The following is a 25,264-nucleotide window of genomic DNA, read 5'->3' on the forward strand; positions in this document are numbered from 1 at the left end:
GAAACTTAGGGACACATGCTATCAATGTAAGTTGGTTTTGAAACATCATTTCAATTAAGGAGTCAACACGTGACGGGTCAATCGCAATTTGCTGGCGTCTGGTGTCCTTCCATTACGCCAATGGACAATGACGGCAAGATCGATCTCAACGGTCTGAGCCAACATCTCAAACGCCTTACCGAGGCACAGATCGACGTTATTTTGCTGATGGGCAGTATTGGGGAATTTGCCTCCTTTACGCTCGACGAAAGGCTGCAGCTGATCCGTGAGGCCCGCGCCATGAGCTCGCTGAAGATGGTCGCCAACGTCTCATCCACCTGCCAGAATGATGTGCTATTGATGGCGCAAGAGGCGTATCGCACGGGATACGATGCCGTCATGATCCTACCGCCTTACTATTACGGACAAACGGCAACGCAGCTGCTGAGCTACTTCCGCCAGTTAGGACAACAGCTCAGCGGAAAATGGTTTGCTTATAACTTCCCGGCGCGTACTGGCTGCGATTTAACGCCTGATTTGGTTGCTACCCTCGCCGCCGAATTCCCGAATTTCGCTGGCATCAAAGACACCGTGGACTGCCAGTCCCATACCCGCAGTATGATTCAGACCACCCGCGCCGTACGCGACGATTTTGCCGTTCTCTCCGGATACGACGAATATTACATCCCCAATCTGCTGGCAGGCGGTGCGGGGATTATTTCCGGCTTGAATAACGTGATGCCGGAGCTATTTGTCCACGCACGCGAGGCGTTTAAGCAGGGCGACCTCGCGGCGTTGCGTGATATTCAAGATAAGATTGGCACGTACATGTCCATCTACGCTATTGGCGAGGATTTTGTCACCACCATTAAAACCGTGGTGTCACGTAAGTTTGGTTATTGCACCGGAGTTTCGCGTAATGCAGGTGGGGAGTTGAACGAGGACGAATGCCGAACAATTGATGAAGTATTTGGGCGTTAATTTTATCCGGCCCACATCATCATGTGGGCCGGATATACGCTATGTATCTGGCAAAGAACTGTTACTTCACCGCGCTTCGCATATCAATCGCCGCCGCCTTCGCTTTCACTCTCCGCGACCAGATAGAGGTGATAATCGGCACGAGGATTGAGGTCACAATCACCGACGTCGCGACCAGAGAGGTTGCTGCCGGCGCCATCGGTTTAAATGCCGGAACCATTTCAGCAATCAGCACCGGCGTGGCAACCGCAGCACCTGCTGAGCTGGAGGCGGCAATGCCTGCCGTACCGTCCCCGCCGCCAATCAGTTTATCGGCGATAATCAACGGGATACCGGTGATGATAATCACAGCTACACCCAGCAGGATCCCCAGCACACCGGTCTGCGCAATCACGCCCAAATCAATGGTGTTACCCAGCGCAAAAGCGAAGAACGGAATGAGTGTTTGTACCGCTTTACTGAAGAACTCACGCAGTTCAGGGTCCAAATTCCCCAGCGCGAAACCAATCAGGAACGGCAACACCGCCCCCACAAAGACATGCGGCTCAAACGAGGCTATCCCGGCAGTGCCCAGAATCACCATGGTCATCAATGGGCCTGATTCCAGCGACATCAGGACAAACGCCCCGGCCTCTTCTTTGGTGCCGTACTGCTGCATAATCGACGCATACAGCCCACCGTTGGTCATATCCATTGCGGCCACCAGCGCCAGCGTGGACAACCCGGCGAAGAAACCCACCTCGACCCCGTGTTCTGGCAATACCCGTGATGCTATAGCCGCAACCACCCATGCCACCAGAATCTTGGTGATGACTAACGTGCCGGATTTACGCAGCACAGTGCCGGTAGCGCTTAGCTTTATTGACGCGCCCATGCAAAAGAACCAGACGGCCAGAATCGGCACCGTCCCGGTGATCATACCGTTAGTAAAAGAACCGAAGTATTTTCCGGCACCGGGGGAAAAGGTGTGACACAGTGCGCCCAGAAAAAGCGGCACCAGCATCATACCGCCTGGGATTTTCTCAATCGTACGTTTTATCTGCATTTCCATCACCTGTAGACATAAAAATGGGGCATTTTTTATGGGCGATTGCATCTTGCTTTGAGATGCACCCGTCTTGATGAAGTGAAGATAGACATTCAGAGAAACTATAAAAGTGATCTCAATCGCATAATAAAACCTTGTTTCAATTTATATGGATCAATGTTCCGATGTTGACTTTGATCACAAAAAAACCCCCACAAGCATCGCTTGCAGGGGCATCATCAAACTGAGAAGGTAAAAACTTACTTTTTCGCCGCGAAACGCGCCGCTGCTTCGTCCCAGTTCACCACGTCCCAGAACGCTTTGATGTAGTCCGGGCGACGGTTCTGGAATTTCAGGTAGTAAGCGTGTTCCCAAACGTCCAGGCCCACAATCGGGAAGCCGGAAGCGCCAGAGATAGCCTCACCCATCAGCGGGGAATCCTGGTTGGCAGTAGAAACCACAGCCAGTTTGTCACCTTTCAGTACCAGCCATGCCCAGCCAGAACCGAAACGGGTCGCAGCCGCTTTTTCAAACTCAGCTTTGAAGTTATCAACAGAGCCAAAATCGCGTTCGATAGCCGCTTTCAGGTCACCCTGCAGCGTAGTACCAGTTTTCAGACCTTTCCAGAACAGGCTGTGGTTAGCGTGGCCGCCCGCGTTGTTACGCAGAACGGTTTTCTTATCCGCAGGCAGTTGATCCAGTTTAGCGATCAGCTCTTCAACAGGCAGGCTAGCGAATTCGGGCAGGCTTTCCAGCGCAGCGTTCGCGTTGTTTACATAGGCCTGGTGGTGCTTGGTATGGTGGATTTCCATTGTCTGCTTATCGAAGTGCGGTTCAAGGGCATCATAAGCGTACGGCAGGGATGGCAGGGTATAACTCATAATCATCTCCAGTATTGTCGGGCGGCCAGTGTTAACGCCGCGTAAGCAGTTGAGTCATTATAGTTAATTAAATGATATTGAAAATGATTATCAATGCCGTACTTTTTACAGGGCTATTGCGAGATGAAAATGTGAGCGTCACCGGGAAAATCAGGCGAATTTTGCCAACCTGCGTAGAAAACAGGCAGCGACATAAAGGACAGGGAAGACAAAGCACGAGATAGTCTGCGGATTATCTCACAAGGAAATATTGCTATGTCTGTCAACATCGCCCTTTTCGGAATCGGCCTCGACACATACTGGCCCCAGTTTGCTGGCCTGGAGTCACGTCTGCAGGGTTACCTACAAACGATTGATGAGCGTCTGACGGCGCAACAAGCCACCGTCATTAACGGCGGCCTGATTGATAACATCGATAAAGCCGATGCTCTTACCAGACGGTTGCAGCAGCAACCGGTCGATGCTGTCTGTCTTTACATTAGCACTTACGCACTCAGCGCAACGGTGCTGCCCCTTGTGCAGAGTATCAATAAGCCGGTTATTATTCTTGCCCTACAGCCGGAACCTGGCCTCCCCTATTCGACAATCCGTCAAATTCCCGATCGGGGCGGACGTACTGGAGAGTGGCTGGCACACTGCCAGGCCTGCAGTGCCCCCGAACTGGCCAACGTATTTAACCGTGCAAATATCCGCTTTCAGTTGATTGTTGGCGCGTTACAGGGCGATGAGTATGTCTGGCAACAAACCGCGCAATGGCTACAAGCCCTTAACGCGCGTCAGATGCTGGCAAACTGTCAGGTCGGCGTGCTCGGACACTATTATGACGGCATGGTGGACGTTTACAGCAATATGACGAACCTGTCCGCCAAATTGGGCGTTCGCTTTAAGCCACTGGAAATGTGTGAGCTGGCGGAATACCGCGAGCAGGTCAGCGAGACCGATCTCAGCGCCAAACAACAGGAAATGCACCGAGTGCTTCAGCTGGATGCGACATGCGAACCTGTAGAGCTTGATCGCGCACTCACCACGGCCTGCGCCATGGATAAACTGATTGCCAGGAACACACTCGGTGCTCTGGCCTATTACTACGAAGGTAGAAACGGCAATGCTTACGAGAACATCATCACCTCAATCATTCTTGGCAACACGCTACTCACCCACCGTGGTATTCCCGTGGCAGGTGAGTATGAAATCAAAAATGTACTGGCGATGAAAATTCAGCAGCTTCTGGGAGCGGGTGGTTCATTCTCTGAGCCATATGGAATTGAATTTATTGATGATGCTGTGTTGTGGGGACATGACGGCCCGGCGCACCCGCTGATGGCGAATGGCCCGGTGCGTCTGGTGCCGCTGCCGGTTTATCATGGTAAACCGGGTAAAGGTGTGTCTATCCAGATGACCGTGAAACCTGGCCCGGTAACCTTTCTTTCGGTCATTGAAGATGCCGAAAACGGGGTACGTTTGCAGTATGCCGAAGGTGAGGCGGTGGCGGGTGAAGTCCTCGATATCGGCAATACCAACAGCCGCTATCGCTTCCCGTTATCAGCTCGCGATTTCACCACGCAATGGTGCATGGGCGGTCCAGCACATCATTGCAGCATTGGCCTTGGCCATCATGGTGAGATTCTGGAAAAACTCGCCTGGCTACTGGGTATTCAAGCGGTAAAAATCTGCTAACACGCGATATTTCCGCCCTTCTCAAAAAAGAGGGGCGGAGCAGCATTTGTGATCAATATCCCTTTCATCCCCTGAATTTTGCCAGCATTGTCCATCCTGCGGCAGCATACTGAAGGTTAATGTATTGCTCACTCTTTAGACTTTTAAATATCAAAACGGGTGATTTTCATCCAGCCAGATCGATAATTTAAAAGGAAACAGAATGGGTAACGCAATTACGATGGGGATAATATGGCATCTTATCGGGGCCGCTAGTGCCGCTTGTTTCTATGCCCCTTTTAAAAAGGTACAACACTGGTCCTGGGAAACCATGTGGTCCATAGGCGGCTTTGTTTCATGGCTGATCCTTCCCTGGCTCGTCAGCGCGATCCTGCTGCCTGACTTCTGGGCCTATTACCGTTCATTCAGCGCATCCACACTGCTGCCAGTATTTTTATTCGGTGCAATGTGGGGGATTGGCAACATTAACTATGGCCTGACCATGCGCTATCTCGGTATGTCGATGGGAATCGGCATCGCTATCGGCATTACGCTGATTGTTGGTACCTTAATGACGCCAATCATTGCCGGTAAATTTGACGTACTCATCGGTACGCCTGGTGGGCGTATGACCCTGCTCGGCGTGCTGGTTGCTCTGATCGGCGTGGCGATAGTCACCCGTGCTGGACAGTTAAAAGAGCGCAAGATGGGTATCAAAGCCGAAGAGTTCAATCTGAAAAAAGGTCTGATACTGGCAGTGATGTGCGGTATTTTTTCCGCCGGGATGTCCTTTGCCATGGATGCAGCTAAACCGATGCACGAAGCCGCAGCCGCACTCGGTATCAATCCGCTGTATGTCGCCCTGCCAAGCTACGTGGTGATCATGGGCGGCGGTGCCGTGATTAACCTGGGATACTGCTTCATTCGTCTGGCAAAAATGAAAAACCTGTCGGTAAAAGCCGACTTCTCGTTAGCAAAACCACTGATTATCAGCAATATCCTGTTCTCGGCCCTTGCCGGTCTGATGTGGTATCTCCAGTTCTTCTTTTACGCCTGGGGCCATGCCAAAATTCCGGCACAGTATGACGACATGAGCTGGATGCTGCACATGAGTTTCTACGTCTTGTGCGGCGGTATCGTAGGCCTGATCATGAAAGAGTGGAGTAATGCGGGACGGCGCCCGGTCAGCGTACTGAGCCTCGGCTGCGTGGTGATTATTGTCGCGGCAAACATTGTCGGTATGGGAATGGCAAGCTAGTCCTGTGGATTACTGAGATGACGCCACTGACTCGGCGTCATCCCGGTCTCACGGGTAAAGACCACTGAAAAGTAGTTACTGTCCTCAAAACCACAGCGCATAGAAATCTCACCAATCATCAACTTGCTATGCTGCAGCAGATACTGAGCGTGGCAGACCCGCACCTGCCGAAGATACTGGTTGATGGTCATTCCGGTCTGACGACGAAACTGCTGACGCAGTACACGCTCACTACACTGCTCGCGTTGACAGAATTTATCCAGTTCAAAGGTATGTTCATGGCTGCCGGCCAGCGCGGTGATCAGCTTATCCAGCAGCGTTTCACTGGTGGTCGCCGGGAGCCTATCCGTGGCGTAGCGATGGCGCTTGAGAAGCGTCACTAACTGTCCAAACAACAGCTCAGCCATATCATTACATAACGGTTCGCGCTGTTGGCTTTCATGTTCCAACTGGCTAATTACCTGTCGTGCCTGGGTCATACCGACACTGCCCAGTCGCCAGTGGGGTTGCCACGACGTGCCGTTAAATCCGGGGATCGCATCTTCCCAACCCAGGTTCAGCGTCAACCGCTCCGGGCAGTAGATGATATTCTGCAGGACAAGGTCGTTAACGGAGGTGTACGAATGTTTGTCTGCGGCGCGAATGTAAAACAGATCACCACGCGTTATCCGGTACGGACGATCGTTGAGAACGTGCAGGCCATTGCCGCGCCAGACCATCACCAGTTCACAAAACTCATGAGTATGCTCGGCAAACACATCCTGCGGATAGCGATCGGCGACGGCGACGGCCTGCTGGTCGCTGGCAAAAAAGTCTGATTTCAGAAGGATTAGCTGATTCGCCACCACATCACCTCAACCTGAACGCTTGCCGGATGCGCTACGTTTATTCGGCCTACAGGGCATCCACGTAGGCCAGATAAAGCGCAACCGCCATCCGGCATAAAAGGGTATGATTATCAGCAAACGGACGGTAAAAAACGGTGATAGCTTTCGCGTTACTGGAGGCTACTCCCGGCCATAACGTCGCGTCCCTGACGAATATCACGCGGGGACCAGTTAAATTCCCGGCGAAAGAGCGTCGAAAAGTGATTACTGTCGCCAAAACCGCAGCGATAAGCGATGTCTGTGACGCTGTCATCGCTATGGCGCAATAAGTGCCGTGCTTTGATCAGCCGCAGACGATTGAGGTAGCGTTGCGGCGTCAGCCCGGTTTGCTGTTTGAGCTGGCGGTGCAAGGTACGTAAAGAGAGCGAAAACTGCTCGGCAACAGCTTCCCAGCATACGTCATCGGCAAAGTTATCTTCCAGCCACGCCATCAGTCGGTTAAGACGGGCATCATTATCCGCCGCCGCTTCCATCAGACTACTTTTACGGAGCAGTACCAGCAGTTGCATAAACAAGATCTCACGATTGGCCGCCGTCGGCGTATCCATCTCTTCACCAAGATGTTCTATCTGCCCTATCAAAAGACGTACCTGTTGCAGTACTCCCTGGTTTACACGCCAATGGGACGGATACTGACCATTCTGCTCCTGAGGTAACAGCTGGTTTAATCCGGCCAGAAACTGAAACGCATCCGGGGAACGATACAGCACATTTGTCAGACATAAATTGTCAGTATGTTCATATAAGTGTCTGTCATGATCGCGGACAAAACATACCGTCCCGCCGCTAATGGTGTAGGGCTGTCCATTGAAAACATGAATACCTGTGCCATGTTCAACTATCACAATTTCATGAAAATCATGATGATGCTCGGGAAAAGCAACCTGGGGTAGCCGAGGTTCGATCGCCACGGGCGCTTTACCCGTCGGAAAAAAATCCACGCAATGCAGTACGGTCATGATGACTCCCTTCCTGATCAGATGAACATGGCTGCATAGTAATTAAGGGTTATCACCCTCACCTTAAATTTTTGACGCCAAAGTGCGTAAACACGGTTAATTCTTCAAGAAATGGCAGGAAAGATCGGGAAATGCGGAAGGGGTCACATCAGACAAAATCTCCCCCATTAATAGAATTTGTGAACACCATCACGTTCACCTTTGCCATGCTGCCAGCGGCTTATTGTGGCTGTCACTAACAAGAAGGTACGCCTTTCCGAGGGTTCTTAGACTGAGTGCAATAAAACTCAGAAGGACCTCGCTATGACTCTTCGCCATTGTGTCGCTGTCGATCTCGGCGCATCCAGTGGACGCGTAATGCTGGCGCGTTACGACAGTGACCACCGCACCCTGACGCTGCGTGAAATCCACCGCTTCGTGAACTGTCTGCAAAAAACAGACGGCTTTGACACCTGGGATATCGACAGCCTGGAGAATGACATTCGCCTGGGACTGAAGAAGGTCTGCGATGAAGGCATCCTGATTGACAGTATCGGGATTGATACCTGGGGCGTGGATTACGTCCTGATCGGTAAAAACGGTCAGCGGGTCGGTCTGCCGGTCTCTTACCGTGACAACCGTACCACCGGCGTAATGTCTCAAGCCTTAGCCCAGCTTGGTAACGGCGAGATCTATCGCCGCAGCGGCATTCAGTTTCTTCCCTTTAACACCCTGTATCAGCTCCGCGCGCTGGTCGAACAGCAGCCAGAGCTGGTCTCGCAGGTAGCGCATGCCCTGCTGATCCCCGACTACTTCGGCTACCGTCTGACCGGTGAAATGAACTGGGAATATACCAACGCCACTACCACGCAATTGGTCAATATCAACACCGACGACTGGGATGACACCCTGCTGGCATGGACCGGCGCTGACAAAACCTGGTTTGGCCGCCCGACACATCCGGGGAATGTCATTGGTCACTGGATCTGCCCGCAGAAAAATCAAATCCCGGTGGTTGCCGTCGCCAGCCACGATACCGCCAGCGCGGTAATCGCCTCACCGCTGGCCGATAACAACAGCGCTTATCTTTCTTCCGGTACCTGGTCCCTGATGGGGTTTGAGAGCAAAACACCGTATGCCAACGAGGCCGCGCTGGCGGCAAATATCACCAACGAAGGCGGCGCGGAAGGACGTTACCGCGTGCTGAAAAATATTATGGGCCTGTGGCTGCTGCAACGTGTTTTAAAAGAGCGGCAGATTACCGACCTGTCGGCGCTGATCGCGAAAACCGAAGCGCTACCGGCCTGCCGATTCCTGGTCAATCCGAACGACGATCGCTTTATCAACCCTGTCGATATGAGCGCGGAAATCCAGGCCGCATGCCGCGAATCCGGCCAACCCGTCCCGGTTCAGGATGCTGAGTTAGCACGCTGTATTTTCGACAGTCTGGCGTTGCTGTACGCCGACGTCCTGCATGAACTGGCACATCTACGTGGCCAGGCTTTCAGCCAACTGCATATTGTTGGCGGCGGCTGCCAGAACGCCCTACTCAATCAACTTTGCGCGGATGCCTGCGGTATCCGCGTCATGTCCGGGCCTGTTGAGGCCTCTACGCTCGGCAATATTGGCGTTCAGCTGATGACGCTGGACGAGCTTAACAACGTCGATGATTTCCGCCAGGTGGTAACCGCTAACTACGACCTGACAACCTTCATCCCAAATCCTGACAGTGAAATTGCCCGCTACCAGGCGCAGTTTCAATCAACACGACAGACAAAGGAGCTTTGCGCATGACCACTCAACTTGAACAAGCCTGGGAACTGGCAAAACTGCGTTTCGCCGCGGTAGGTATCGATGTCGAGGAGGCATTACGCCAGCTCGATCGCCTGCCGGTCTCCATGCACTGCTGGCAGGGCGATGATGTCGCCGGATTCGAAAACCCGGAAGGTTCGCTCACCGGCGGTATTCAGGCCACCGGTAACTATCCAGGTAAAGCGCGTAACGCCGTTGAACTGCGCGCCGATCTGGAGCAGGCACTGAGCCTGATCCCGGGTCCTAAGCGTCTGAACCTGCACGCTATCTACCTGGAATCCGATACCCCGGTATCCCGTGACCAAATCAAACCTGAACACTTTAAAAACTGGGTGGAATGGGCGAAAGCGAACCAGTTAGGTCTGGATTTCAACCCGTCCTGCTTCTCGCATCCGTTGAGTGCCGACGGCTTCACGCTGGCACACGCTGACGACAGCATTCGCCAGTTCTGGATTGACCACTGCAAAGCCAGCCGTCGCGTCTCCGCGTACTTTGGCGAACAGCTGGGTACCCCATCGGTGATGAACATCTGGATCCCGGATGGCATGAAAGACATCACCGTTGACCGTTTAGCGCCGCGCCAGCGTCTGCTGGAAGCCCTGGACGAAGTGATCAGCGAGAAATTCGACCCGGCGCATCATATTGATGCCGTCGAGAGCAAACTATTTGGTATCGGCGCAGAAAGCTACACCGTTGGCTCCAACGAGTTTTACATGGGCTACGCCACCAGCCGCCAGACCGCGCTGTGCCTGGATGCAGGTCACTTCCATCCGACTGAAGTGATTTCCGACAAAATCTCCGCCGCCATGCTGTACGTACCGCGCCTGCTGCTGCATGTCAGCCGTCCGGTGCGCTGGGACAGCGACCACGTGGTGCTGCTGGATGATGAAACGCAGGCGATTGCCAGCGAGATCGTGCGCCACAACCTGTTTGACCGCGTACACATTGGCCTCGACTTCTTCGACGCCTCGATCAACCGCATCGCCGCGTGGGTGATCGGTACCCGCAATATGAAGAAAGCCCTGCTGCGCGCGCTGTTAGAACCGACTGAACAACTGCGTCAGCTCGAAGCCAACGGCGACTACACCGCCCGTCTGGCCCTGCTGGAAGAGCAGAAATCGCTGCCATGGCAGGCGGTCTGGGAGATGTATTGCCAGCGTCACGACGCCCCGACCGGCAGCCAGTGGCTGGACAGCGTCCGCACGTATGAAAAAGACGTACTGAGCAAGCGTAGCTAAAGGCGTTGTCTGCCTTGTAGGCCGGATGAGGTGCGTTAGCGCCGCCATCCGGCAACGTACAAAACACTACGCCGGATGGCGCTGCGCTTATCCGGCCTACGTAAGACCCGACACCGCTCGGGCAATGAACAGGAACACCGACCATGCAAAACATTACTACCTCCTGGTTCGTCCAGGGGATGATCAAAGCCACTTCTGATGCCTGGCTGAAAGGTTGGGATGAGCGTAACGGCGGCAACCTGACGCTGCGCCTGGATGAGGCCGACATCGCCCCCTTTACCGCTGATTTCCATGAAAAACCGCGCTATATCGCGCTGAGTCAGCCGATGCCGCTGCTGGCCAATACGCCGTTTATCGTCACCGGTTCCGGCAAGTTCTTCCGCAACGTCCAGCTCGATCCGGCAGCCAATTTGGGCGTAGTGAAAATCGACAGCGACGGTGCGGGCTACCACATTCTTTGGGGGCTGACCCACGAAGCCGTACCGACCTCCGAACTGCCCGCGCACTTCCTTTCCCACTGCGAGCGCATTAAAGCCACCGATGGCAAAGACCGCGTGATCATGCACTGCCATGCCACCAACCTGATTGCTCTGACCTACGTGCTGGAAAACAGCACTGCGCTGATCACCCGCAAACTGTGGGAAGGCAGCACCGAATGCCTGGTGGTGTTTCCGGACGGCGTCGGCATTCTGCCGTGGATGGTGCCGGGTACCGACGAAATCGGCGAAGCAACGGCAGTTTCCATGCAGCAGCATTCTCTGGTGCTGTGGCCATTCCACGGCGTATTTGGCAGCGGCCCGACGATCGACGACGCGTTCGGTTTGATAGATACCGCAGAGAAATCTGCTGAAGTTTTAGTCAAAATTTATTCGATGGGCGGTATGAAGCAAACCATCACGCGCGAAGAGCTGATTGCACTCGGTAAACGTTTTGGCGTGACCCCACTGGCCAGCGCATTAGAGCTGTACTGATACCTCCCTCACTCAACGCCGGATACGGCTTCGCCTTATCCGGCCTACAGGACGTTACCTTTAAGGAGAATATTCATGAGCTTTATGTTGGCACTGCCAAAAATCAGTCTGCATGGCGCTGGTGCGATTGGCGATATGGTTAACCTCGTGGCGAACAAGCAATGGGGTAAAGCGCTGATTGTGACCGATGGTCAACTGGTCAAACTGGGTCTGCTGGACAGCCTGTTTACCGCCCTTGATGCGCATAAAATGTCGTATCATCTTTTCGACGACGTATTCCCGAATCCGACGGAAGAACTGGTGCAAAAAGGCTTTGCGGCATACCAGGACGCAGAGTGTGATTACATCATCGCTTTCGGCGGCGGTAGTCCGATCGATACCGCTAAAGCGGTGAAAATCCTGACCGCCAACCCGGGTCCGTCTACCGCCTATTCCGGCGTGGGCAAAGTTAAAAACGCTGGCGTACCGCTGGTTGCCATTAACACCACCGCGGGTACGGCCGCAGAAATGACCAGCAATGCGGTGATCATTGATTCCGCGCGTAAGGTCAAAGAAGTCATCATCGATCCGAACATCATTCCGGATATCGCTGTCGATGACGCCAGTGTAATGCTGGAAATCCCGGCCTCGGTCACTGCCGCTACCGGTATGGACGCCCTGACCCACGCGGTGGAAGCCTATGTTTCCGTCGGCGCACACCCGTTGACCGACGCCAACGCGCTGGAAGCGATTCGCCTGATCAACCTGTGGCTGCCCAAAGCGGTCGACGAAGGCCATAACCTCGAAGCGCGTGAGCAAATGGCGTTTGGCCAGTATCTGGCAGGGATGGCGTTCAACAGTGCAGGTCTGGGTCTGGTGCATGCGCTGGCACATCAGCCGGGCGCGACGCATAACCTGCCGCACGGCGTCTGCAATGCCATCCTGCTACCGATTATCGAAAACTTTAACCGCCCGAACGCCGTGGCGCGCTTTGCCCGCATAGCACAGGCCATGGGCGTCGATACACGCAACATGAGTGATAAAGTGGCAAGCATGGAAGCCATCAACGCGATCCGCGCCCTGAGCAAGCGCGTGGGCATTCCGGCGGGCTTCAGCCAGCTAGGCGTGACCAAAGAGGACATTGAGGGCTGGCTGGACAAAGCGCTCGCCGATCCGTGCGCACCGTGCAATCCGCGCACCGCCAGCCGCGAAGAAGTCCGCGCGCTGTATCTGGAGGCGTTATGATCCGCAAAGCCTTTGTGATGCAGGTGAATGCCGACGCGCACGTTGAGTATCAGCGTCGGCATAATCCCATCTGGCCGGAGCTGGAAGCCGTACTGAAAGCCCATGGTGCGCATCACTACGCGATTTATCTCGACCAGGAGCGCAGCCTGCTGTTTGCCACCGTTGAGATTGAATCCGAAGAGCGCTGGAATGCCGTCGCCAGCACCGACGTTTGCCAGCGTTGGTGGAAGCATATGCGTGACGTAATGCCGGCAAACCCGGACAACAGCCCGGTGAGCGCAGAGCTAAAAGAAGTGTTTTATTTGCAGTAGTCTTGTAGGCCGGATAAAGCGCTAACGCGCCGCATCCGGCATAACGCAACATAACAGTTAGTTCTGCTCAGAAACCAGAATCGCCTGGGTGTCAGGCTCCAGTGCTTTAAAAATATGCGCCTGATCCGCGGGATAACAAATGTAATCCCCTTCGCCTAATTCTTCCGGCGCTTCCATCAATCCCACCTTCGCCTTTCCCTGCGTCACGATAATATGTTCAACCGATCCCGGTGGATGTGGCTGCGAAATGCGGTCCGCGCCCGGTTGCGTTAGCAGCAGATAGATATCCCGCCTGGCGCCCGGAGGACAGGCCGCCAGTAAAATGGCCTGATAGTGAGCCTGCTCCGCGACTACTTTGGTTCCTTCGCCCCGGCGGATCACCTGCGTTTTTTGCACCACAGGCTCCAGCAGTCGCGCAAAGGGAATATCCAGCGCCACACACAACGACCACAGCGTTTCCAGGCTAGGATTGCCATTACCCGCTTCCAGCTGCGAGAGCGTCGATTTTGCAATTCCCGCACGACGGGCGATCTCTGCCAGCGACAAGCCGGTACGCTGACGTTCACGCACCAGGCTTTTCGCAATCATACTGATGGGTTGGGTCATTCATGACTCCATGTTCTTTATATCGAACGAATCGTTCGTCTTGTAAAGCAATCTTGTTGCGTTCATTATAATGGAAATTCGTTCGATATGGCTAAAACGGGATGAAACATTATTTTTCCAGTCTTAAAGGCGACACGATAAAAGCGATCCTTTTAGTGTGTCTGGCGGTCGGCGTGGTGGGGATATCTTACGGTTCGCTAGCGATGGCCTATGGCTTCCCGCTGTGGGTACCGTTTGTGCTCTCCATTACGGTGCTGGCAGGCGCATCTGAATTTATGTTTATCGGTATTGTCGCCAGTGGCGGTAATCCGCTGGCCGCTGCAGCAGCCGGGTTGCTGGTGAATGCCCGCCACGTTCCGTTCGGCGTAACGGTGCGCGATCTGGTGGGGACACGGGCCGCCAGTTTCCTCGGCTGCCATATCATGAACGATGAAAGCGTGGTGTTCGGCCTGTCGCAAAAAACGCCGGAGCAGCGCAAAGCCGCCTACTGGCTGTGCGGCCTGGGCGTTGCCATTATCTGGCCGCTGGGCACGCTGCTTGGGGCGATGGTTGGCAAGCTACTGCCCGCCCCGGAAACCATCGGCCTGGATGCCGTCTTCCCCGCCATTCTGCTGGCCTTAGTGGTCCCGGCATTTAAAAACCGTACCACGCTGGTTCGCGCCTGTAGCGGGGCCGCACTGTCACTCGCCGCCGTGCCGTTTGCCCCGGTTGGCCTGCCGGTCCTGCTTTCACTGTTTGGCTTACTGACGAGGAAGAAATAATGGGCAACATGACGCTATTTATCGTCGGTATCGCCGTACTCTCTCTGGGCACCTATTTAATGCGTTTAGGCGGCGCGAAACTGGGGAGCCGTCTGGCATTCTCCGAGCGTTCACAAGCGCTGCTTTCCGATGCCGCGACGGTATTACTGTTCTCTGTTGCGCTGGCAACCACCTTTTACGAAGGTGAGCACTTTGCCGGGATGGCTCGGGTGCTGGGCGTTGGTTTTGCGGTTTTTCTTGCCTGGCGAAAAGCACCATTAATCGTGGTAATCATCGCCGCCGCTGTCGCCACCGCGCTGTTGCGTCTGGCGGGTATATAAACTAAAAGTGTGCCCTTGTGCACAAAGCTCGCTCGCGCTTACCTGGCAAAATGTCACTGCACACTGACATATTGCCGCTCATCTCTTCGCCATCTCGACGTTAAAATCGTATTCATTAGGTTTTAACGGAGTCTCACCATGGCAGCCCTTACAGCGAACTGCATTGACCTGAATATTCAGGGCAATAGCGTTTATTCCATCCTCAAGCAGCTGGCGGATATGGCCTTTCATAACGGTTACGTCAGCGACCGTAATCAGTTTTTACAAACGCTGCTGCTGCGCGAAAAATTGCACTCCACTGGCTTTGGTTCGGGCATCGCCGTTCCTCACGGCAAAAGCACCTGCGTGAAGCAACCCTTCGTCCTGTTCGCACGTAAATCCGCCAACGTGGACTGGAAAGCCAGCGATGGCGAAGACGTCAACTGCTGGATCTGTCTCGGCGTGCCACAGGCTGGTGAAGACGACCAGGTCAAAATCATCGGCACCCTGTGTCGCAAAATTATCCATCAGGATTTTATCAACCAGCTGAAACAGGGCGACGTCGACCAGGTGCTGGCGTTGTTAAATCAGACCTTAACCTCATAAGGAAGCGGCTATGGAGACATCCTTACGCTTAGTGGCGATCACCAACTGCCCTGCGGGAATCGCCCACACTTACATGGTGGCGGAAGCACTGGAGCAAAAAGCGCGTTCGCTTGGCCATACCATTAAAGTTGAAACTCAAGGCTCAAGCGGCGTCGAAAACCGGCTGAGCAATGAAGAGATTGCCGCTGCGGATTACGTGATTCTGGCGACGGGACGCGGGTTAAGCGCTGATGATCGCGCGCGCTTTGCCGGAAAAAAGGTCTATGAGATCGCTATTTCCCAGGCGCTGAAAAACATCGACCAGATTTTCACCCAGTTACCCTCTCATTCACAGCTTTTCGCCGCCGATAGTGGCGTCAAGCTGGGCAAGCAGGATGTACAGCAGGGCAGCGTAATGAGCCACTTGATGGCGGGGGTTTCCGCTGCGCTGCCGTTTGTTATCGGCGGTGGTATTCTGGTCGCCATCGCCAATATGCTGGTGCAGTTCGGTTTACCGTATACCGATATGTCGAAAGGTGCGCCGTCGTTTACCTGGGTTGTCGAGTCTATCGGCTATCTTGGCTTCACCTTTATGATCCCGATAATGGGCGCGTATATTGCCTGGTCGATTGGCGATAAACCGGCGTTCGCCCCGGCGTTTCTGGTGTGCTATCTGGCGAACGATAAAGGGCTACTGGGGACGCAATCCGGCGCGGGATTTCTCGGCGCGGTAGTGCTGGGGTTGGCAATTGGCTACTTCGTGCTGTGGTTTCGCAAAGTGCGCCTTGGCAAAGCGCTTCAGCCGCTGCTCGGCTCAATGCTGATCCCGTTCGTCACCCTGCTGGTATTTGGCGTGCTGACGTACTACGTCGTCGGCCCGGTGATGTCCGACATCATGGGCGGCCTGCTGCACTTCCTGAACACCATTCCACCCTCAATGAAAATGGGCGCCGCCTTCCTCGTTGGCGCGATGCTGGCGTTCGATATGGGCGGCCCTATCAACAAAACCGCGTGGTTCTTTTGCTTCTCGCTGCTGGAAAAACACATCTATGACTGGTACGCCATCGTTGGCGTAGTGGCGCTGATGCCGCCCGTCGCCGCAGGCATCGCCACCTATATCGCACCAAAACTGTTTACGTCACAGGAGAAGGCCGCCGCCAGCAGCGCGATTGTGGTAGGCGCAACCGTCGCCACTGAACCGGCAATTCCTTACGCGCTGGCCGCACCACTGCCGATGATTACCGCCAATACACTCTCCGGCGGCATTACCGGTATGCTGGTGATCGCCTTCGGAATCAAACGCCTGGCACCGGGTTTAGGTATCTTTGACCCGCTGATCGGTCTGATGTCGCCGGTGGGGTCATTTTATCTGGTGCTGGCGATAGGCCTGGCGCTAAACATTTCTCTAATCATCATTCTGAAAGGATTGTGGCTCAAACGTAAAGCCGCGCAGCAGGAGCTTGCCCATGAACATTGAGTTACTACAGCAGTTATGCGAAGCCAGCGCCGTCAGCGGTGATGAACAGGAAGTTCGCTCGATTTTGATCAATACGCTGGAACCGTGCGTGGATGAAATCACCTTTGACGGCCTCGGCAGCTTTGTCGCCCGCAAAGGCAATCACGGACCGAAAGTCGCCATCGTCGGGCATATGGATGAAGTGGGCTTTATGGTGACGCATATCGATGAGAGCGGTTTTATCCGTTTCACCACCATTGGCGGGTGGTGGAATCAATCGATGCTCAATCATCGGGTGACCGTTCGCAACCGCGCGGGGATAAAAATACCCGGCGTCATCGGCTCCGTGGCGCCACACGCCCTGACGGAAAAGCAGAAGCAACAGCCGCTGTCGTTTGACGAAATGTTTATTGATGTTGGCGCAAGCAACCGCGAAGAGGTGGAACAACGCGGTATTGCGATCGGTGATTTCATCAGCCCAGAAGCGAACTTTGCCCGCTGGGGTGAAGACAAAATTGTCGGCAAAGCGCTGGATAACCGCGTCGGCTGCGCCCTGATGGCGGAGCTTTTACAGGCGGTGGGTAACCCGGAAATCACCCTGTACGGCGTTGGCAGCGTGGAAGAAGAGGTTGGGCTGCGCGGGGCGCAAACCTCGGCTGAGCATATCAAGCCCGATATGGTGATCGTGTTGGACACGGCGGTTGCGGGCGACGTGCCCGGCATCGACAGTATTAAATATCCGCTGAAGCTCGGCGCTGGCCCAGGGCTGATGCTGTTTGATAAGCGCTATTTCCCCAACCAGCAGCTGGTCGCCGCGTTAAAAGAGAGCGCCGTAAGCAGCAGTGCGCCATTGCAGTTTTGCACCATGAAAACCGGGGCGACAGACGGCGGGCGCTACAACGTGATGGGCGGCGGTCGCCCGGTGGCGGCGCTGTGCCTGGCGACCCGCTATCTGCACGCTAACAGCGGCATGGTTTCGGCAACAGATTATGACGCCCTGTTCACCCTGGTCCGCGAACTGCTGACCACGCTGACGGCGGATAAGGTCAAAGCCTTCACCAATTTTCGTCAGGTGATCTAATGCTCAGTGAACGCCAGTTGAGAATAGTCGACCTCCTTGAACAGCAGCCCTGCTTGCTGGGTGAGCTGGCGCGGCAAACTGGCGTGTCGAGCCGCACGATCCTGCGCGATATTGATTACCTCAACTTTACCTTCAGCGGTAAAGCCCGCATTCACCCCGCAGGGAGTGCAGGCTATCAGCTGGATATTATCGACCGGCACAGCTATTTCCAGCTTTTACAACGTCATGATAATGATGACCGGTTGCTGGCGATATTATTGCTAAACCCATTTACGACCCGCATGCAGCTCGCGTCGACGCTGAATTTACCTGAGACCTGGGTCGCCGACAGATTGCCTCGTCTGAAGCAGCGCTACGAGCGCGCCTTCAACATTCAGAGCCGCCCTGGCGTCGGGCACTTTATTGATGAGCCTGAAGAAAAGCGCATTATCCTGCTGGCGAATTTACTGAAAAAAGATCCGCTGTTGATTCCCCTGCCAGGCATGACGCGCGAGAACATCGAGCAACTTCAGCAGGCCTGCGAAAGCCTGCACGCTTTTGCACTGGTTGCTGGAGAGTATCTCGCCAGCGTAGTGCTTGCCGTTTATGCCCTGCGCAACCAGCTCACCGCTGCCTGGCCTGAGTGTCAGCATTGTGCGCTTAATAATGCGGTGGAACAGGCGGGAATTTATCTGGGAGACAAGGCGTTCAGCACGCTGGTTGGGCTGCTGGAAATGCAGCAACGGCATACCGCTGCTATTTCCGAACAGGGCGTCGTGTCGCTGCTAAAATCGCTCCCCGGCGTCGCCCCACTGAACATTATCGACGAACAGCTGGTCGAAAACATTACCGGTCACCTCCTGCGCTGCGTCGCGGCCCCGGTGTGGATCCCGGAACATCGTCAGGGCAGCATGAACAACCTGAAGGCCGCCTGGCCCGCAGCCTTCGACATGAGCCTGCGTTTTATCGCCCGGTTGCGCGAACAGTTGGATATTCCACTGTTCGACAGCGATCTGATTGGGCTTTATTTTGCCTGCGCCCTGGAACGGCATCAAAACGAACGCCAGCCGATTATTTTGCTCTCCGATCAAAACGCCATCGCCACCATTAACCAGCTGGCGATTGAGCGGGACGTGCTGAATTGCCGGGTGATCATCGCCCGTAGCGTGCATGACGTGAGCGCTATTTGTGAGGAAATAACCCCGTTGTTAATCATCAACAACAGCCACTATCTGATTGATGATGCTGAAAAAAACGTTCTGAATATCAAAAATATTATCACCGCAACCGGTACCGAGCAGATTAAAAACTTCCTCGCTACGGCGTTTATCCGCCAGCAACCTGAGCGTTTCTTTTCCCTGCAGGGCAGCTTCCATTATGCCAATGCGACAGGCGAATCCTGGCAGGGAATTATCGGGAAAATCTGCGGGCAACTGGTGATACAGAGCCATATCACCGAGGATGAAGCACAGCGTATTTGCGCCCGGGAGCATGAAGGTGAAAACTTGATTGTAAATCGTCTGGCGATCCCCCACTGCTGGAGCGAACAAGAGCGCCGCTTTCGTGGATTTTTTATCACCCTTGCTCATCCCGTGCAGGTCAATAACGAGCCGGTCAGCCATGTACTCATCGCTTGTGCCGCCGCCGACGCGCGCCATGAGTTAAAAATCTTCAGCTATTTATCCAGCGTACTGTGCCGTCATCCGGCGGAAACTATTGCGGGACTGGCGGGGTATGAGGCGTTTATTGCGCTGCTCAAAGAGTAACTGCAGAAAACTAAAAAAGCGCCGCAAGGGCGCTCTTTCGACAGTATTAAGGTATCTTATTTCAGCAGTTCAGCCGTCATGTGCACGCGGTTACCGGTGTAAGCCTGAGTGATTTTATAATCGCTGGCACCTGCACGTTCAGCCTGAGCGGCAATTTTCGCTTCAGCACTTTCCAGCGTAGAGCCGGTCGCGGTAACAGACTGAGCAGCGAAAGAACCGAAAGAGGTAGCGAGAGCGATAACTGCGACAAAAGTTTTGATGCTTTTCATGATATAAACCCTTTAACTTAGTTGTTTTGATAAGGCACCGTGCCTTGATGTGATAAATAATAGCCCTCACATCGCACAACTAAAAGCGGAAGGATTTGCCAATCTTGTTCAAATTATTTGAGATATAAAGTGTCACCTGAATACAATCAAATATTACTGTCAGGCACGCGAAAAAAGCCACAATCTGCGGGCAGTTGGTTGCTGCGTCAAGGTGAAAGGCAAAGCAAAATTTATTATTTACATCATGGTGTTGCTCGTGCGGTGCATCACTCAGCCAACGGTTCAGAACGGGTGAAAGAGTTTTACTTCCCGGGTGAATATTGTTTTCTGTACCTGAACTGGCTAACCCACACCTCGGCAGATTACAGCCTGCAAATGATCACCCCAGGCGAAATCAGTGAAATTTCTCTGGCATTGCTGGATGCGCCGGAACATCGGGATATCAAGACACAGTTACTGGTCCAGCAGTTGATCTACAAAGAGAAAAAAGAACAAATGCTGCTGCTTAATACGCCAGAACAACGCTACCAGTATGTTCAGACACACTTCCCCGGTTGGGAATTGCTGCTCACTCAACGAGACCTCGCCAATTACATTGGCATTACACCCGTTAGCCTGTCCCGCATTCGCCAGCGTCTTAACAAAGGTTAACGCATTCCTTTTTTGCGTAGATTATTGTCCCGCCATTCTTCACAAGATGGCGCACATAATGAACGCATTTTTTATCTCTCAGCTGCTGGCCTGCATCAGCTTTGTGCTGGATATTTCAGCCTTTCATTTCCAGCATCGGTCCAAAACGTTATTGCTGTTGACCAGCTCAACCAGCCTGCTGGCTATTCATTTTTATCTTTTGCATCAACCCGCCGCCGCAGGATTAATGCTCATCGCCGCCTGCCGCTACGCGATGGCCACCGTAACGCAACGCCGCTGGGCTATGTGGGGATTTATGATGGGGTCACTGCTGTGCGGTGTTTATCTTTGGCAGGGAATGTGGGGCCTGCTGCCGCTCGCGGGAAGCCTGCTGATGACCTATGCGTCATTTCAGAAACAGGCCGGAAAATTACGTGGATATACATTGTGCGGCAGCCTGTGCTGGCTACTGAACAATGCCATCGTCGGCTCGCCCGTTGCTGTAATGATGGAGCTGGCATTCTCAGGCAGCATTTTGGCTGCCTGGTGGCGTTACTCCGCCACCAGACGTTCCGGGTGCGTATAAATTGTCGCCCTGCCCGGTTTGCAAAAACCCACCAGCGTCAGGTTACAGCGTTCGGCTACTTCCACCGCAAGCGTAGTGGCAGCAGAGACAGCGAACAGGATCTCAACGCCGCACATCGCCGACTTTTGCACCATCTCATAGCTGGCGCGACTGGAAACTAATACCGCTCCTTGCCGCCAGGTTTCACCTTCAATTGCACGCCGTCCGAGCAGTTTATCCAGCGCAACGTGCCGGCCCACATCTTCATGCCCTCCCGCCAGGTTCCCCGACGGCTGGACCCAGGCGGCTGCGTGCGTGCAGCCCGTCAGTTGTCCCACAGGCTGGAAATCGTGCAAATGCCTTAACGCGCGATCGAGATCAGCCAGGTTAAACGTCTGGGTAAACGCCAAAGGCTGGACCGGCTTGCCAATGTCATTGAGCTGTTCCACACCGCAAACACCACAACCGGTACGACCGGCCAGCGCACGACGACGCTCTTTCAAGCCCATAAAACGGCGGCTGGACAGTTCAACCTGAACTTCTAATCCGTTACAGGAAGGCACTACTTCCATGCTGTAGATATCCTGCGGGGACTCAATAATGCCTTCAGAAAGTGAAAAGCCCATCGCAAAATGCTCAAGATCTTTCGGTGACGCCATCATCACCACGTGCGAAATCCCGTTGTACACCAGCGCAACGGGCACTTCTTCAGCGACGACATCCGGTAGAGGATGTTGCAAATCCTCACGTTTCCAGAGAGTCAACTGGCGAGATCCGGTCAAAGTCGTCACATTTTCGATATTTTCTTGAGTAATCTTATTCACTTTCTTTTAACCATATTGGAACACACATACCAACATTGTGGTATTCTTTACAAATCCCTCCTGGATAGAGGGAAATTCACCCAATTCTGGACCTTTGCGGTCCCGTCCGCAAAGAAAAATAACAACCACTTCCCTCGCGGTCGCGATACATCTACGCGAAGGGAACGTGACAATGTCGAAACAAGGAGCGAACCATGCAGGTCAGCAGAAGGCAGTTCTTTAAGATCTGCGCTGGCGGTATGGCAGGCACCACGGCAGCGGCACTGGGTTTTGCACCCGGCGTAGCGCTAGCGGAAACACGGCAATATAAACTGCTGCGTACCCGCGAAACCCGTAACACCTGCACTTACTGTTCCGTTGGCTGTGGACTGTTAATGTACAGTCTCGGTGACGGCGCGAAAAACGCCAAAGCATCCATCTTCCATATTGAGGGCGATCCGGACCATCCGGTGAACCGTGGCGCGCTGTGCCCGAAAGGGGCTGGTCTGGTGGATTTCATCCACTCCGAAAGCCGGCTGAAATTCCCGGAATACCGTGCACCTGGCTCTGATAAATGGCAACAAATTAGCTGGGATGAGGCATTTGACCGCATCGCGAAGCTGATGAAAGAAGACCGCGACGCTAACTACGTTGCGCAGAACGCTGAAGGCGTCACCGTTAACCGCTGGCTTTCCACCGGGATGCTATGTGCTTCCGCCTCCAGTAATGAAACCGGCTATTTAACGCAAAAATTCTCCCGCGCGCTGGGTATGCTCGCGGTCGACAACCAGGCACGCGTCTGACACGGACCAACGGTAGCAAGTCTTGCTCCAACATTTGGTCGCGGTGCGATGACCAACCACTGGGTCGACATTAAAAACGCCAACCTCGTTGTGGTGATGGGCGGTAACGCCGCTGAAGCTCACCCGGTCGGATTCCGCTGGGCGATGGAAGCCAAAATTCACAATGGCGCGAAGCTGATTGTGGTCGATCCTCGTTTTACGCGAACCGCGGCGGTGGCGGATTTCTATGCCCCTATTCGCTCCGGTACTGACATTGCCTTCTTGTCAGGCGTCTTGCTGTACCTGCTAAATAACGAAAAATTCAACCGCGAATATACCGAGGCCTATACCAACGCCAGCCTGATCGTGCGTGAAGATTATGGCTTCGACGATGGCCTGTTCACCGGCTATGACGCGGACAAACGCAAGTACGATAAAACCAGCTGGAACTACGAGCTGGATGAAAAAGGCTTCGCCAAACGCGATGTTACGCTGCAACACCCGCGCTGCGTGTGGAATCTGCTGAAACAGCACGTTTCCCGCTACACGCCGGATGTTGTCGAAAACATTTGCGGTACGCCGAAGGCTGATTTCCTGAAAGTCTGCGAATACATCGCTGAAACCAGCGCCAAAGACAAAACCGCGTCGTTCCTGTACGCGCTGGGCTGGACGCAGCACTCCGTGGGCGCGCAGAACATTCGCACCATGGCGATGATCCAGCTGCTGCTCGGCAATATGGGGATGGCAGGCGGTGGCGTTAACGCCCTGCGTGGCCACTCTAATATTCAGGGCCTGACTGACTTAGGCCTGCTGTCGCAGAGCCTGCCTGGTTACATGACGTTGCCGAGCGAAAAGCAAACCGATCTGCAAACCTACCTCGCCGCCAACACGCCAAAACCGTTGCTGGAAGGTCAGGTAAACTACTGGGGCAACTACCCGAAATTCTTCGTCTCAATGATGAAAGCCTTCTTTGGCGATAAAGCGACAGCGGAAAATAGCTGGGGCTTCGACTGGCTGCCGAAGTGGGATAAAGGGTACGACGTACTGCAGTACTTCGAGATGATGAACCAGGGCAAAGTGAATGGCTACATCTGCCAGGGCTTCAACCCGGTCGCCTCGTTCCCGAACAAAAACAAGGTCGTGGCTTCGCTGTCAAAACTGAAGTTCCTGGTGACTATCGACCCGCTCAACACCGAAACGTCCACCTTCTGGCAAAATCACGGTGAGTCGAACGATGTGGATCCGTCGAAAATCCAGACCGAAGTGTTCCGTCTGCCGTCCACCTGCTTCGCCGAAGAAAACGGTTCTATCGTTAACTCCGGACGCTGGCTGCAGTGGCACTGGAAAGGCGCGGATGCCCCAGGGATTGCCGCCACCGACGGTGAAATCCTCGCCGGTATCTTCCTGCGCATGCGCAAGATGTACGCCGAACAGGGGGGAGCAAACCCGGAACAGGTGCTGAGCATGACCTGGAACTACTCCACGCCGCATGAACCCGCTTCGGAAGAAGTGGCGATGGAGAGCAATGGTAAAGCCCTGGCCGATATTACCGACCCGGCAACCGGCGCGGTGATCGTCAAGAAAGGGCAACAGCTTAGCTCGTTTGCCCAACTGCGCGACGACGGCACCACCTCCAGCGGCTGCTGGATATTCGCCGGTAGCTGGACGCCGGAAGGCAACCAGATGGCGCGTCGCGATAACGCCGACCCATCGGGCCTGGGCAATACGCTGGGCTGGGCATGGGCATGGCCGCTCAACCGTCGCATTCTGTATAACCGCGCCTCCGCTGACCCGCAGGGGAATCCGTGGGATCCAAAACGTCAGATCCTGAAATGGGATGGGGCGAAATGGAGCGGGATGGATATTCCGGACTACAGCGCCGCCGCACCGGGCAGCAACGTCGGGCCGTTTATTATGCAGCCCGAAGGGATGGGACGCCTGTTTGCTATCGATAAAATGGCGGAAGGACCGTTCCCGGAACACTACGAGCCGTTTGAAACGCCGCTGGGCACTAACCCGCTGCACCCGAACGTTATCTCTAACCCTGCCGCTCGTATCTTTAAAGGCGACGAAGAAGCACTGGGCAAAGCGGATAAGTTCCCGTACGTCGGGACAACCTACCGCCTGACCGAGCACTTCCACTACTGGACCAAGCATGCGCTGCTGAACGCCATCGCCCAACCGGAACAGTTTGTGGAAATTGGCGAGAAGCTGGCGAACAAACTCGGCATCTCTCATGGCGATACCGTCAAGGTCTCTTCTAACCGCGGCTACATCAAAGCCAAAGCAGTGGTGACCAAGCGTATTCGCACGCTGAAGGCCAACGGTCAGGATATCGACACCATCGGTATTCCTATCCACTGGGGCTACGAAGGTGTGGCGAAAAAAGGCTTTATCGCTAACACGTTAACGCCATTCGTTGGTGATGCGAACACGCAGACGCCGGAATTTAAGTCCTTCCTCGTGAACGTGGAAAAGGTGGGTACCCAATAGATTTTAGATTGCAGGCAAGCGGTGAC

General features: G+C 54.3%; 24 protein-coding genes. 17 read left to right on the top strand and 7 right to left on the bottom strand.

Annotated features, from left to right (window positions below; all coding sequences use genetic code 11):
• The first annotated feature begins 69 nt into the window (after window positions 1–69).
• Window positions 70–960, top strand: coding sequence for a dihydrodipicolinate synthase family protein (locus IMQ48_RS16375; protein ID WP_196209865.1), 891 nt, complete (start codon window positions 70–72; stop codon window positions 958–960).
• 61 nt (window positions 961–1,021) lie between these two features.
• Here the strand turns inward: IMQ48_RS16375 and kdgT are convergent, their stop codons facing one another.
• A complete protein-coding gene (gene kdgT, locus IMQ48_RS16380) occupies window positions 1,022–2,005 on the bottom strand; it encodes a 2-keto-3-deoxygluconate transporter (RefSeq protein ID WP_096758837.1) in 984 nt (327 codons plus the stop codon).
• A gap of 242 nt (window positions 2,006–2,247) precedes the next feature.
• A complete protein-coding gene (gene sodA / locus IMQ48_RS16385) occupies window positions 2,248–2,868 on the bottom strand; it encodes a superoxide dismutase [Mn] (protein ID WP_196209866.1) in 621 nt (206 codons plus the stop codon).
• Between the two features lie 255 nt (window positions 2,869–3,123).
• Between sodA and IMQ48_RS16390 the strand changes: the two genes are divergently transcribed.
• Both IMQ48_RS16390 and rhaT read left to right on the top strand, forming a co-directional pair.
• Window positions 3,124–4,545: an L-fucose/L-arabinose isomerase family protein gene (locus tag IMQ48_RS16390; protein ID WP_196209867.1), complete on the top strand. Its 1,422-nt coding sequence runs from the start codon at window positions 3,124–3,126 to the stop codon at window positions 4,543–4,545.
• 202 nt (window positions 4,546–4,747) lie between these two features.
• A complete protein-coding gene (rhaT, locus tag IMQ48_RS16395; protein WP_196209868.1) occupies window positions 4,748–5,782 on the top strand; it encodes an L-rhamnose/proton symporter RhaT in 1,035 nt (344 codons plus the stop codon).
• Here the strand turns inward: rhaT and rhaR are convergent.
• Both rhaR and rhaS read right to left on the bottom strand, forming a co-directional pair.
• Window positions 5,779–6,627 carry an HTH-type transcriptional activator RhaR gene (gene rhaR / locus IMQ48_RS16400; RefSeq protein WP_196209869.1) on the bottom strand — a complete coding sequence of 283 codons (849 nt, stop codon included), beginning with the start codon at window positions 6,625–6,627 and terminating at the stop codon, window positions 5,779–5,781. The genes rhaT and rhaR overlap by 4 nt on opposite strands.
• Before the next feature lie 152 nt (window positions 6,628–6,779).
• Entirely contained in the window at window positions 6,780–7,628 is an 849-nt protein-coding gene (gene rhaS / locus IMQ48_RS16405) for an HTH-type transcriptional activator RhaS (protein WP_196209870.1), read from the bottom strand.
• A 303-nt stretch (window positions 7,629–7,931) separates the two neighbouring features.
• On the opposite strand from rhaS, the gene rhaB reads away from it, so the two are divergent.
• The 5 genes from rhaB to rhaM all read left to right on the top strand — a co-directional run bounded on the left by rhaB (window position 7,932) and on the right by rhaM (window position 13,163).
• A complete protein-coding gene (rhaB, locus tag IMQ48_RS16410; RefSeq protein ID WP_196209871.1) occupies window positions 7,932–9,401 on the top strand; it encodes a rhamnulokinase in 1,470 nt (489 codons plus the stop codon).
• Window positions 9,398–10,657: an L-rhamnose isomerase gene (gene rhaA, locus IMQ48_RS16415; protein WP_196209872.1), complete on the top strand. Its 1,260-nt coding sequence runs from the start codon at window positions 9,398–9,400 to the stop codon at window positions 10,655–10,657. The genes rhaB and rhaA overlap by 4 nt, the downstream gene beginning before the upstream one ends.
• Before the next feature lie 143 nt (window positions 10,658–10,800).
• The gene (rhaD, locus tag IMQ48_RS16420; RefSeq protein ID WP_181498723.1) at window positions 10,801–11,628 is read left to right on the top strand and encodes a rhamnulose-1-phosphate aldolase; all 828 of its coding nucleotides are present in this window, start codon (window positions 10,801–10,803) and stop codon (window positions 11,626–11,628) included.
• A 75-nt stretch (window positions 11,629–11,703) separates the two neighbouring features.
• Complete coding sequence (gene fucO, locus IMQ48_RS16425) at window positions 11,704–12,852, top strand: lactaldehyde reductase (RefSeq protein WP_196209873.1); 1,149 nt, start codon at window positions 11,704–11,706, stop codon at window positions 12,850–12,852.
• A complete protein-coding gene (gene rhaM / locus IMQ48_RS16430; RefSeq protein ID WP_196209874.1) occupies window positions 12,849–13,163 on the top strand; it encodes an L-rhamnose mutarotase in 315 nt (104 codons plus the stop codon). The genes fucO and rhaM overlap by 4 nt, the downstream gene beginning before the upstream one ends.
• Window positions 13,164–13,220: 57 nt before the next feature.
• Here the strand turns inward: rhaM and IMQ48_RS16435 are convergent, their stop codons facing one another.
• Window positions 13,221–13,769, bottom strand: coding sequence for a helix-turn-helix domain-containing protein (locus IMQ48_RS16435; protein WP_196209875.1), 549 nt, complete (start codon window positions 13,767–13,769; stop codon window positions 13,221–13,223).
• Window positions 13,770–13,870: 101 nt separating this feature from the next.
• Here IMQ48_RS16435 and IMQ48_RS16440 point away from each other — a divergent pair, with 101 nt between their 5' ends.
• The 6 genes from IMQ48_RS16440 (at window position 13,871) to IMQ48_RS16465 (ending at window position 19,696) form a co-directional block, all read left to right on the top strand.
• Window positions 13,871–14,530 carry an AzlC family ABC transporter permease gene (locus tag IMQ48_RS16440; RefSeq protein ID WP_196209876.1) on the top strand — a complete coding sequence of 220 codons (660 nt, stop codon included), beginning with the start codon at window positions 13,871–13,873 and terminating at the stop codon, window positions 14,528–14,530.
• Window positions 14,530–14,850, top strand: a complete 321-nt coding sequence (locus tag IMQ48_RS16445) for an AzlD domain-containing protein (RefSeq protein WP_196209877.1) — start codon at window positions 14,530–14,532, stop codon at window positions 14,848–14,850. Before IMQ48_RS16440 ends, IMQ48_RS16445 begins: the two co-directional genes overlap by 1 nt.
• Before the next feature lie 138 nt (window positions 14,851–14,988).
• Window positions 14,989–15,435 carry a PTS fructose transporter subunit IIA gene (locus tag IMQ48_RS16450; protein ID WP_181498726.1) on the top strand — a complete coding sequence of 149 codons (447 nt, stop codon included), beginning with the start codon at window positions 14,989–14,991 and terminating at the stop codon, window positions 15,433–15,435.
• A 10-nt stretch (window positions 15,436–15,445) separates the two neighbouring features.
• Window positions 15,446–16,891 carry a PTS fructose-like transporter subunit IIBC gene (locus tag IMQ48_RS16455; RefSeq protein ID WP_196209878.1) on the top strand — a complete coding sequence of 482 codons (1,446 nt, stop codon included), beginning with the start codon at window positions 15,446–15,448 and terminating at the stop codon, window positions 16,889–16,891.
• Window positions 16,881–17,951, top strand: coding sequence for an aminopeptidase (locus tag IMQ48_RS16460; protein WP_196209879.1), 1,071 nt, complete (start codon window positions 16,881–16,883; stop codon window positions 17,949–17,951). Before IMQ48_RS16455 ends, IMQ48_RS16460 begins: the two co-directional genes overlap by 11 nt.
• On the top strand, window positions 17,951–19,696 hold the full coding sequence (locus IMQ48_RS16465) for a putative frv operon regulatory protein (protein ID WP_196209880.1): 1,746 nt from the start codon (window positions 17,951–17,953) through the stop codon (window positions 19,694–19,696). Before IMQ48_RS16460 ends, IMQ48_RS16465 begins: the two co-directional genes overlap by 1 nt.
• 56 nt (window positions 19,697–19,752) lie before the next feature.
• Here the strand turns inward: IMQ48_RS16465 and IMQ48_RS16470 are convergent, their stop codons facing one another.
• Window positions 19,753–19,965, bottom strand: a complete 213-nt coding sequence (locus IMQ48_RS16470) for a DUF1471 domain-containing protein (protein ID WP_196209881.1) — start codon at window positions 19,963–19,965, stop codon at window positions 19,753–19,755.
• 129 nt (window positions 19,966–20,094) lie between these two features.
• Here IMQ48_RS16470 and IMQ48_RS16475 point away from each other — a divergent pair, with 129 nt between their 5' ends.
• Together IMQ48_RS16475 and IMQ48_RS16480 are read left to right on the top strand one after the other, a co-directional pair.
• Window positions 20,095–20,616 (top strand): Crp/Fnr family transcriptional regulator, encoded by a 522-nt coding sequence (locus IMQ48_RS16475; RefSeq protein ID WP_196209882.1) that lies wholly within the window; start codon window positions 20,095–20,097, stop codon window positions 20,614–20,616.
• A gap of 58 nt (window positions 20,617–20,674) precedes the next feature.
• Window positions 20,675–21,181 (top strand): YgjV family protein, encoded by a 507-nt coding sequence (locus IMQ48_RS16480; RefSeq protein WP_196209883.1) that lies wholly within the window; start codon window positions 20,675–20,677, stop codon window positions 21,179–21,181.
• Here IMQ48_RS16480 and fdhD read toward each other — a convergent pair.
• Entirely contained in the window at window positions 21,148–21,984 is an 837-nt protein-coding gene (gene fdhD / locus IMQ48_RS16485; RefSeq protein ID WP_196209884.1) for a formate dehydrogenase accessory sulfurtransferase FdhD, read from the bottom strand. The two genes, IMQ48_RS16480 and fdhD, sit on opposite strands and share 34 nt — an antisense overlap.
• Window positions 21,985–22,178: 194 nt before the next feature.
• Here fdhD and fdnG point away from each other — a divergent pair, with 194 nt between their 5' ends.
• Entirely contained in the window at window positions 22,179–25,238 is a 3,060-nt protein-coding gene (gene fdnG, locus IMQ48_RS16490) for a formate dehydrogenase-N subunit alpha (protein ID WP_196209885.1), read from the top strand.
• Window positions 25,239–25,264: the final 26 nt, after the last annotated feature.

This window comes from Citrobacter sp. Res13-Sevr-PEB04-36, from assembly GCF_015672735.1.
Lineage (GTDB): Bacteria > Pseudomonadota > Gammaproteobacteria > Enterobacterales > Enterobacteriaceae > Citrobacter.

Bases quoted from the DNA above. Each gene is read 5' to 3' on its own strand.
- rhaM (WP_196209874.1), top strand. From the start codon at position 12,849: ATGATCCGCAAAGCCTTTGTGATGCAGGTGAATGCCGACGCGCACGTT.
- rhaS (WP_196209870.1), bottom strand. From the start codon at position 7,628: ATGACCGTACTGCATTGCGTGGATTTTTTTCCGACGGGTAAAGCGCCC.
- sodA (WP_196209866.1), bottom strand. From the start codon at position 2,868: ATGAGTTATACCCTGCCATCCCTGCCGTACGCTTATGATGCCCTTGAA.
- IMQ48_RS16435 (WP_196209875.1), bottom strand. From the start codon at position 13,769: ATGACCCAACCCATCAGTATGATTGCGAAAAGCCTGGTGCGTGAACGT.
- IMQ48_RS16470 (WP_196209881.1), bottom strand. From the start codon at position 19,965: ATGAAAAGCATCAAAACTTTTGTCGCAGTTATCGCTCTCGCTACCTCT.
- rhaD (WP_181498723.1), top strand. From the start codon at position 10,801: ATGCAAAACATTACTACCTCCTGGTTCGTCCAGGGGATGATCAAAGCC.
- IMQ48_RS16460 (WP_196209879.1), top strand. From the start codon at position 16,881: ATGAACATTGAGTTACTACAGCAGTTATGCGAAGCCAGCGCCGTCAGC.
- IMQ48_RS16455 (WP_196209878.1), top strand. From the start codon at position 15,446: ATGGAGACATCCTTACGCTTAGTGGCGATCACCAACTGCCCTGCGGGA.
- rhaT (WP_196209868.1), top strand. From the start codon at position 4,748: ATGGGTAACGCAATTACGATGGGGATAATATGGCATCTTATCGGGGCC.
- IMQ48_RS16390 (WP_196209867.1), top strand. From the start codon at position 3,124: ATGTCTGTCAACATCGCCCTTTTCGGAATCGGCCTCGACACATACTGG.
- IMQ48_RS16450 (WP_181498726.1), top strand. From the start codon at position 14,989: ATGGCAGCCCTTACAGCGAACTGCATTGACCTGAATATTCAGGGCAAT.
- rhaB (WP_196209871.1), top strand. From the start codon at position 7,932: ATGACTCTTCGCCATTGTGTCGCTGTCGATCTCGGCGCATCCAGTGGA.
- kdgT (WP_096758837.1), bottom strand. From the start codon at position 2,005: ATGCAGATAAAACGTACGATTGAGAAAATCCCAGGCGGTATGATGCTG.
- IMQ48_RS16465 (WP_196209880.1), top strand. From the start codon at position 17,951: ATGCTCAGTGAACGCCAGTTGAGAATAGTCGACCTCCTTGAACAGCAG.
- rhaA (WP_196209872.1), top strand. From the start codon at position 9,398: ATGACCACTCAACTTGAACAAGCCTGGGAACTGGCAAAACTGCGTTTC.
- IMQ48_RS16440 (WP_196209876.1), top strand. From the start codon at position 13,871: ATGAAACATTATTTTTCCAGTCTTAAAGGCGACACGATAAAAGCGATC.
- IMQ48_RS16445 (WP_196209877.1), top strand. From the start codon at position 14,530: ATGGGCAACATGACGCTATTTATCGTCGGTATCGCCGTACTCTCTCTG.
- fucO (WP_196209873.1), top strand. From the start codon at position 11,704: ATGAGCTTTATGTTGGCACTGCCAAAAATCAGTCTGCATGGCGCTGGT.
- IMQ48_RS16480 (WP_196209883.1), top strand. From the start codon at position 20,675: ATGAACGCATTTTTTATCTCTCAGCTGCTGGCCTGCATCAGCTTTGTG.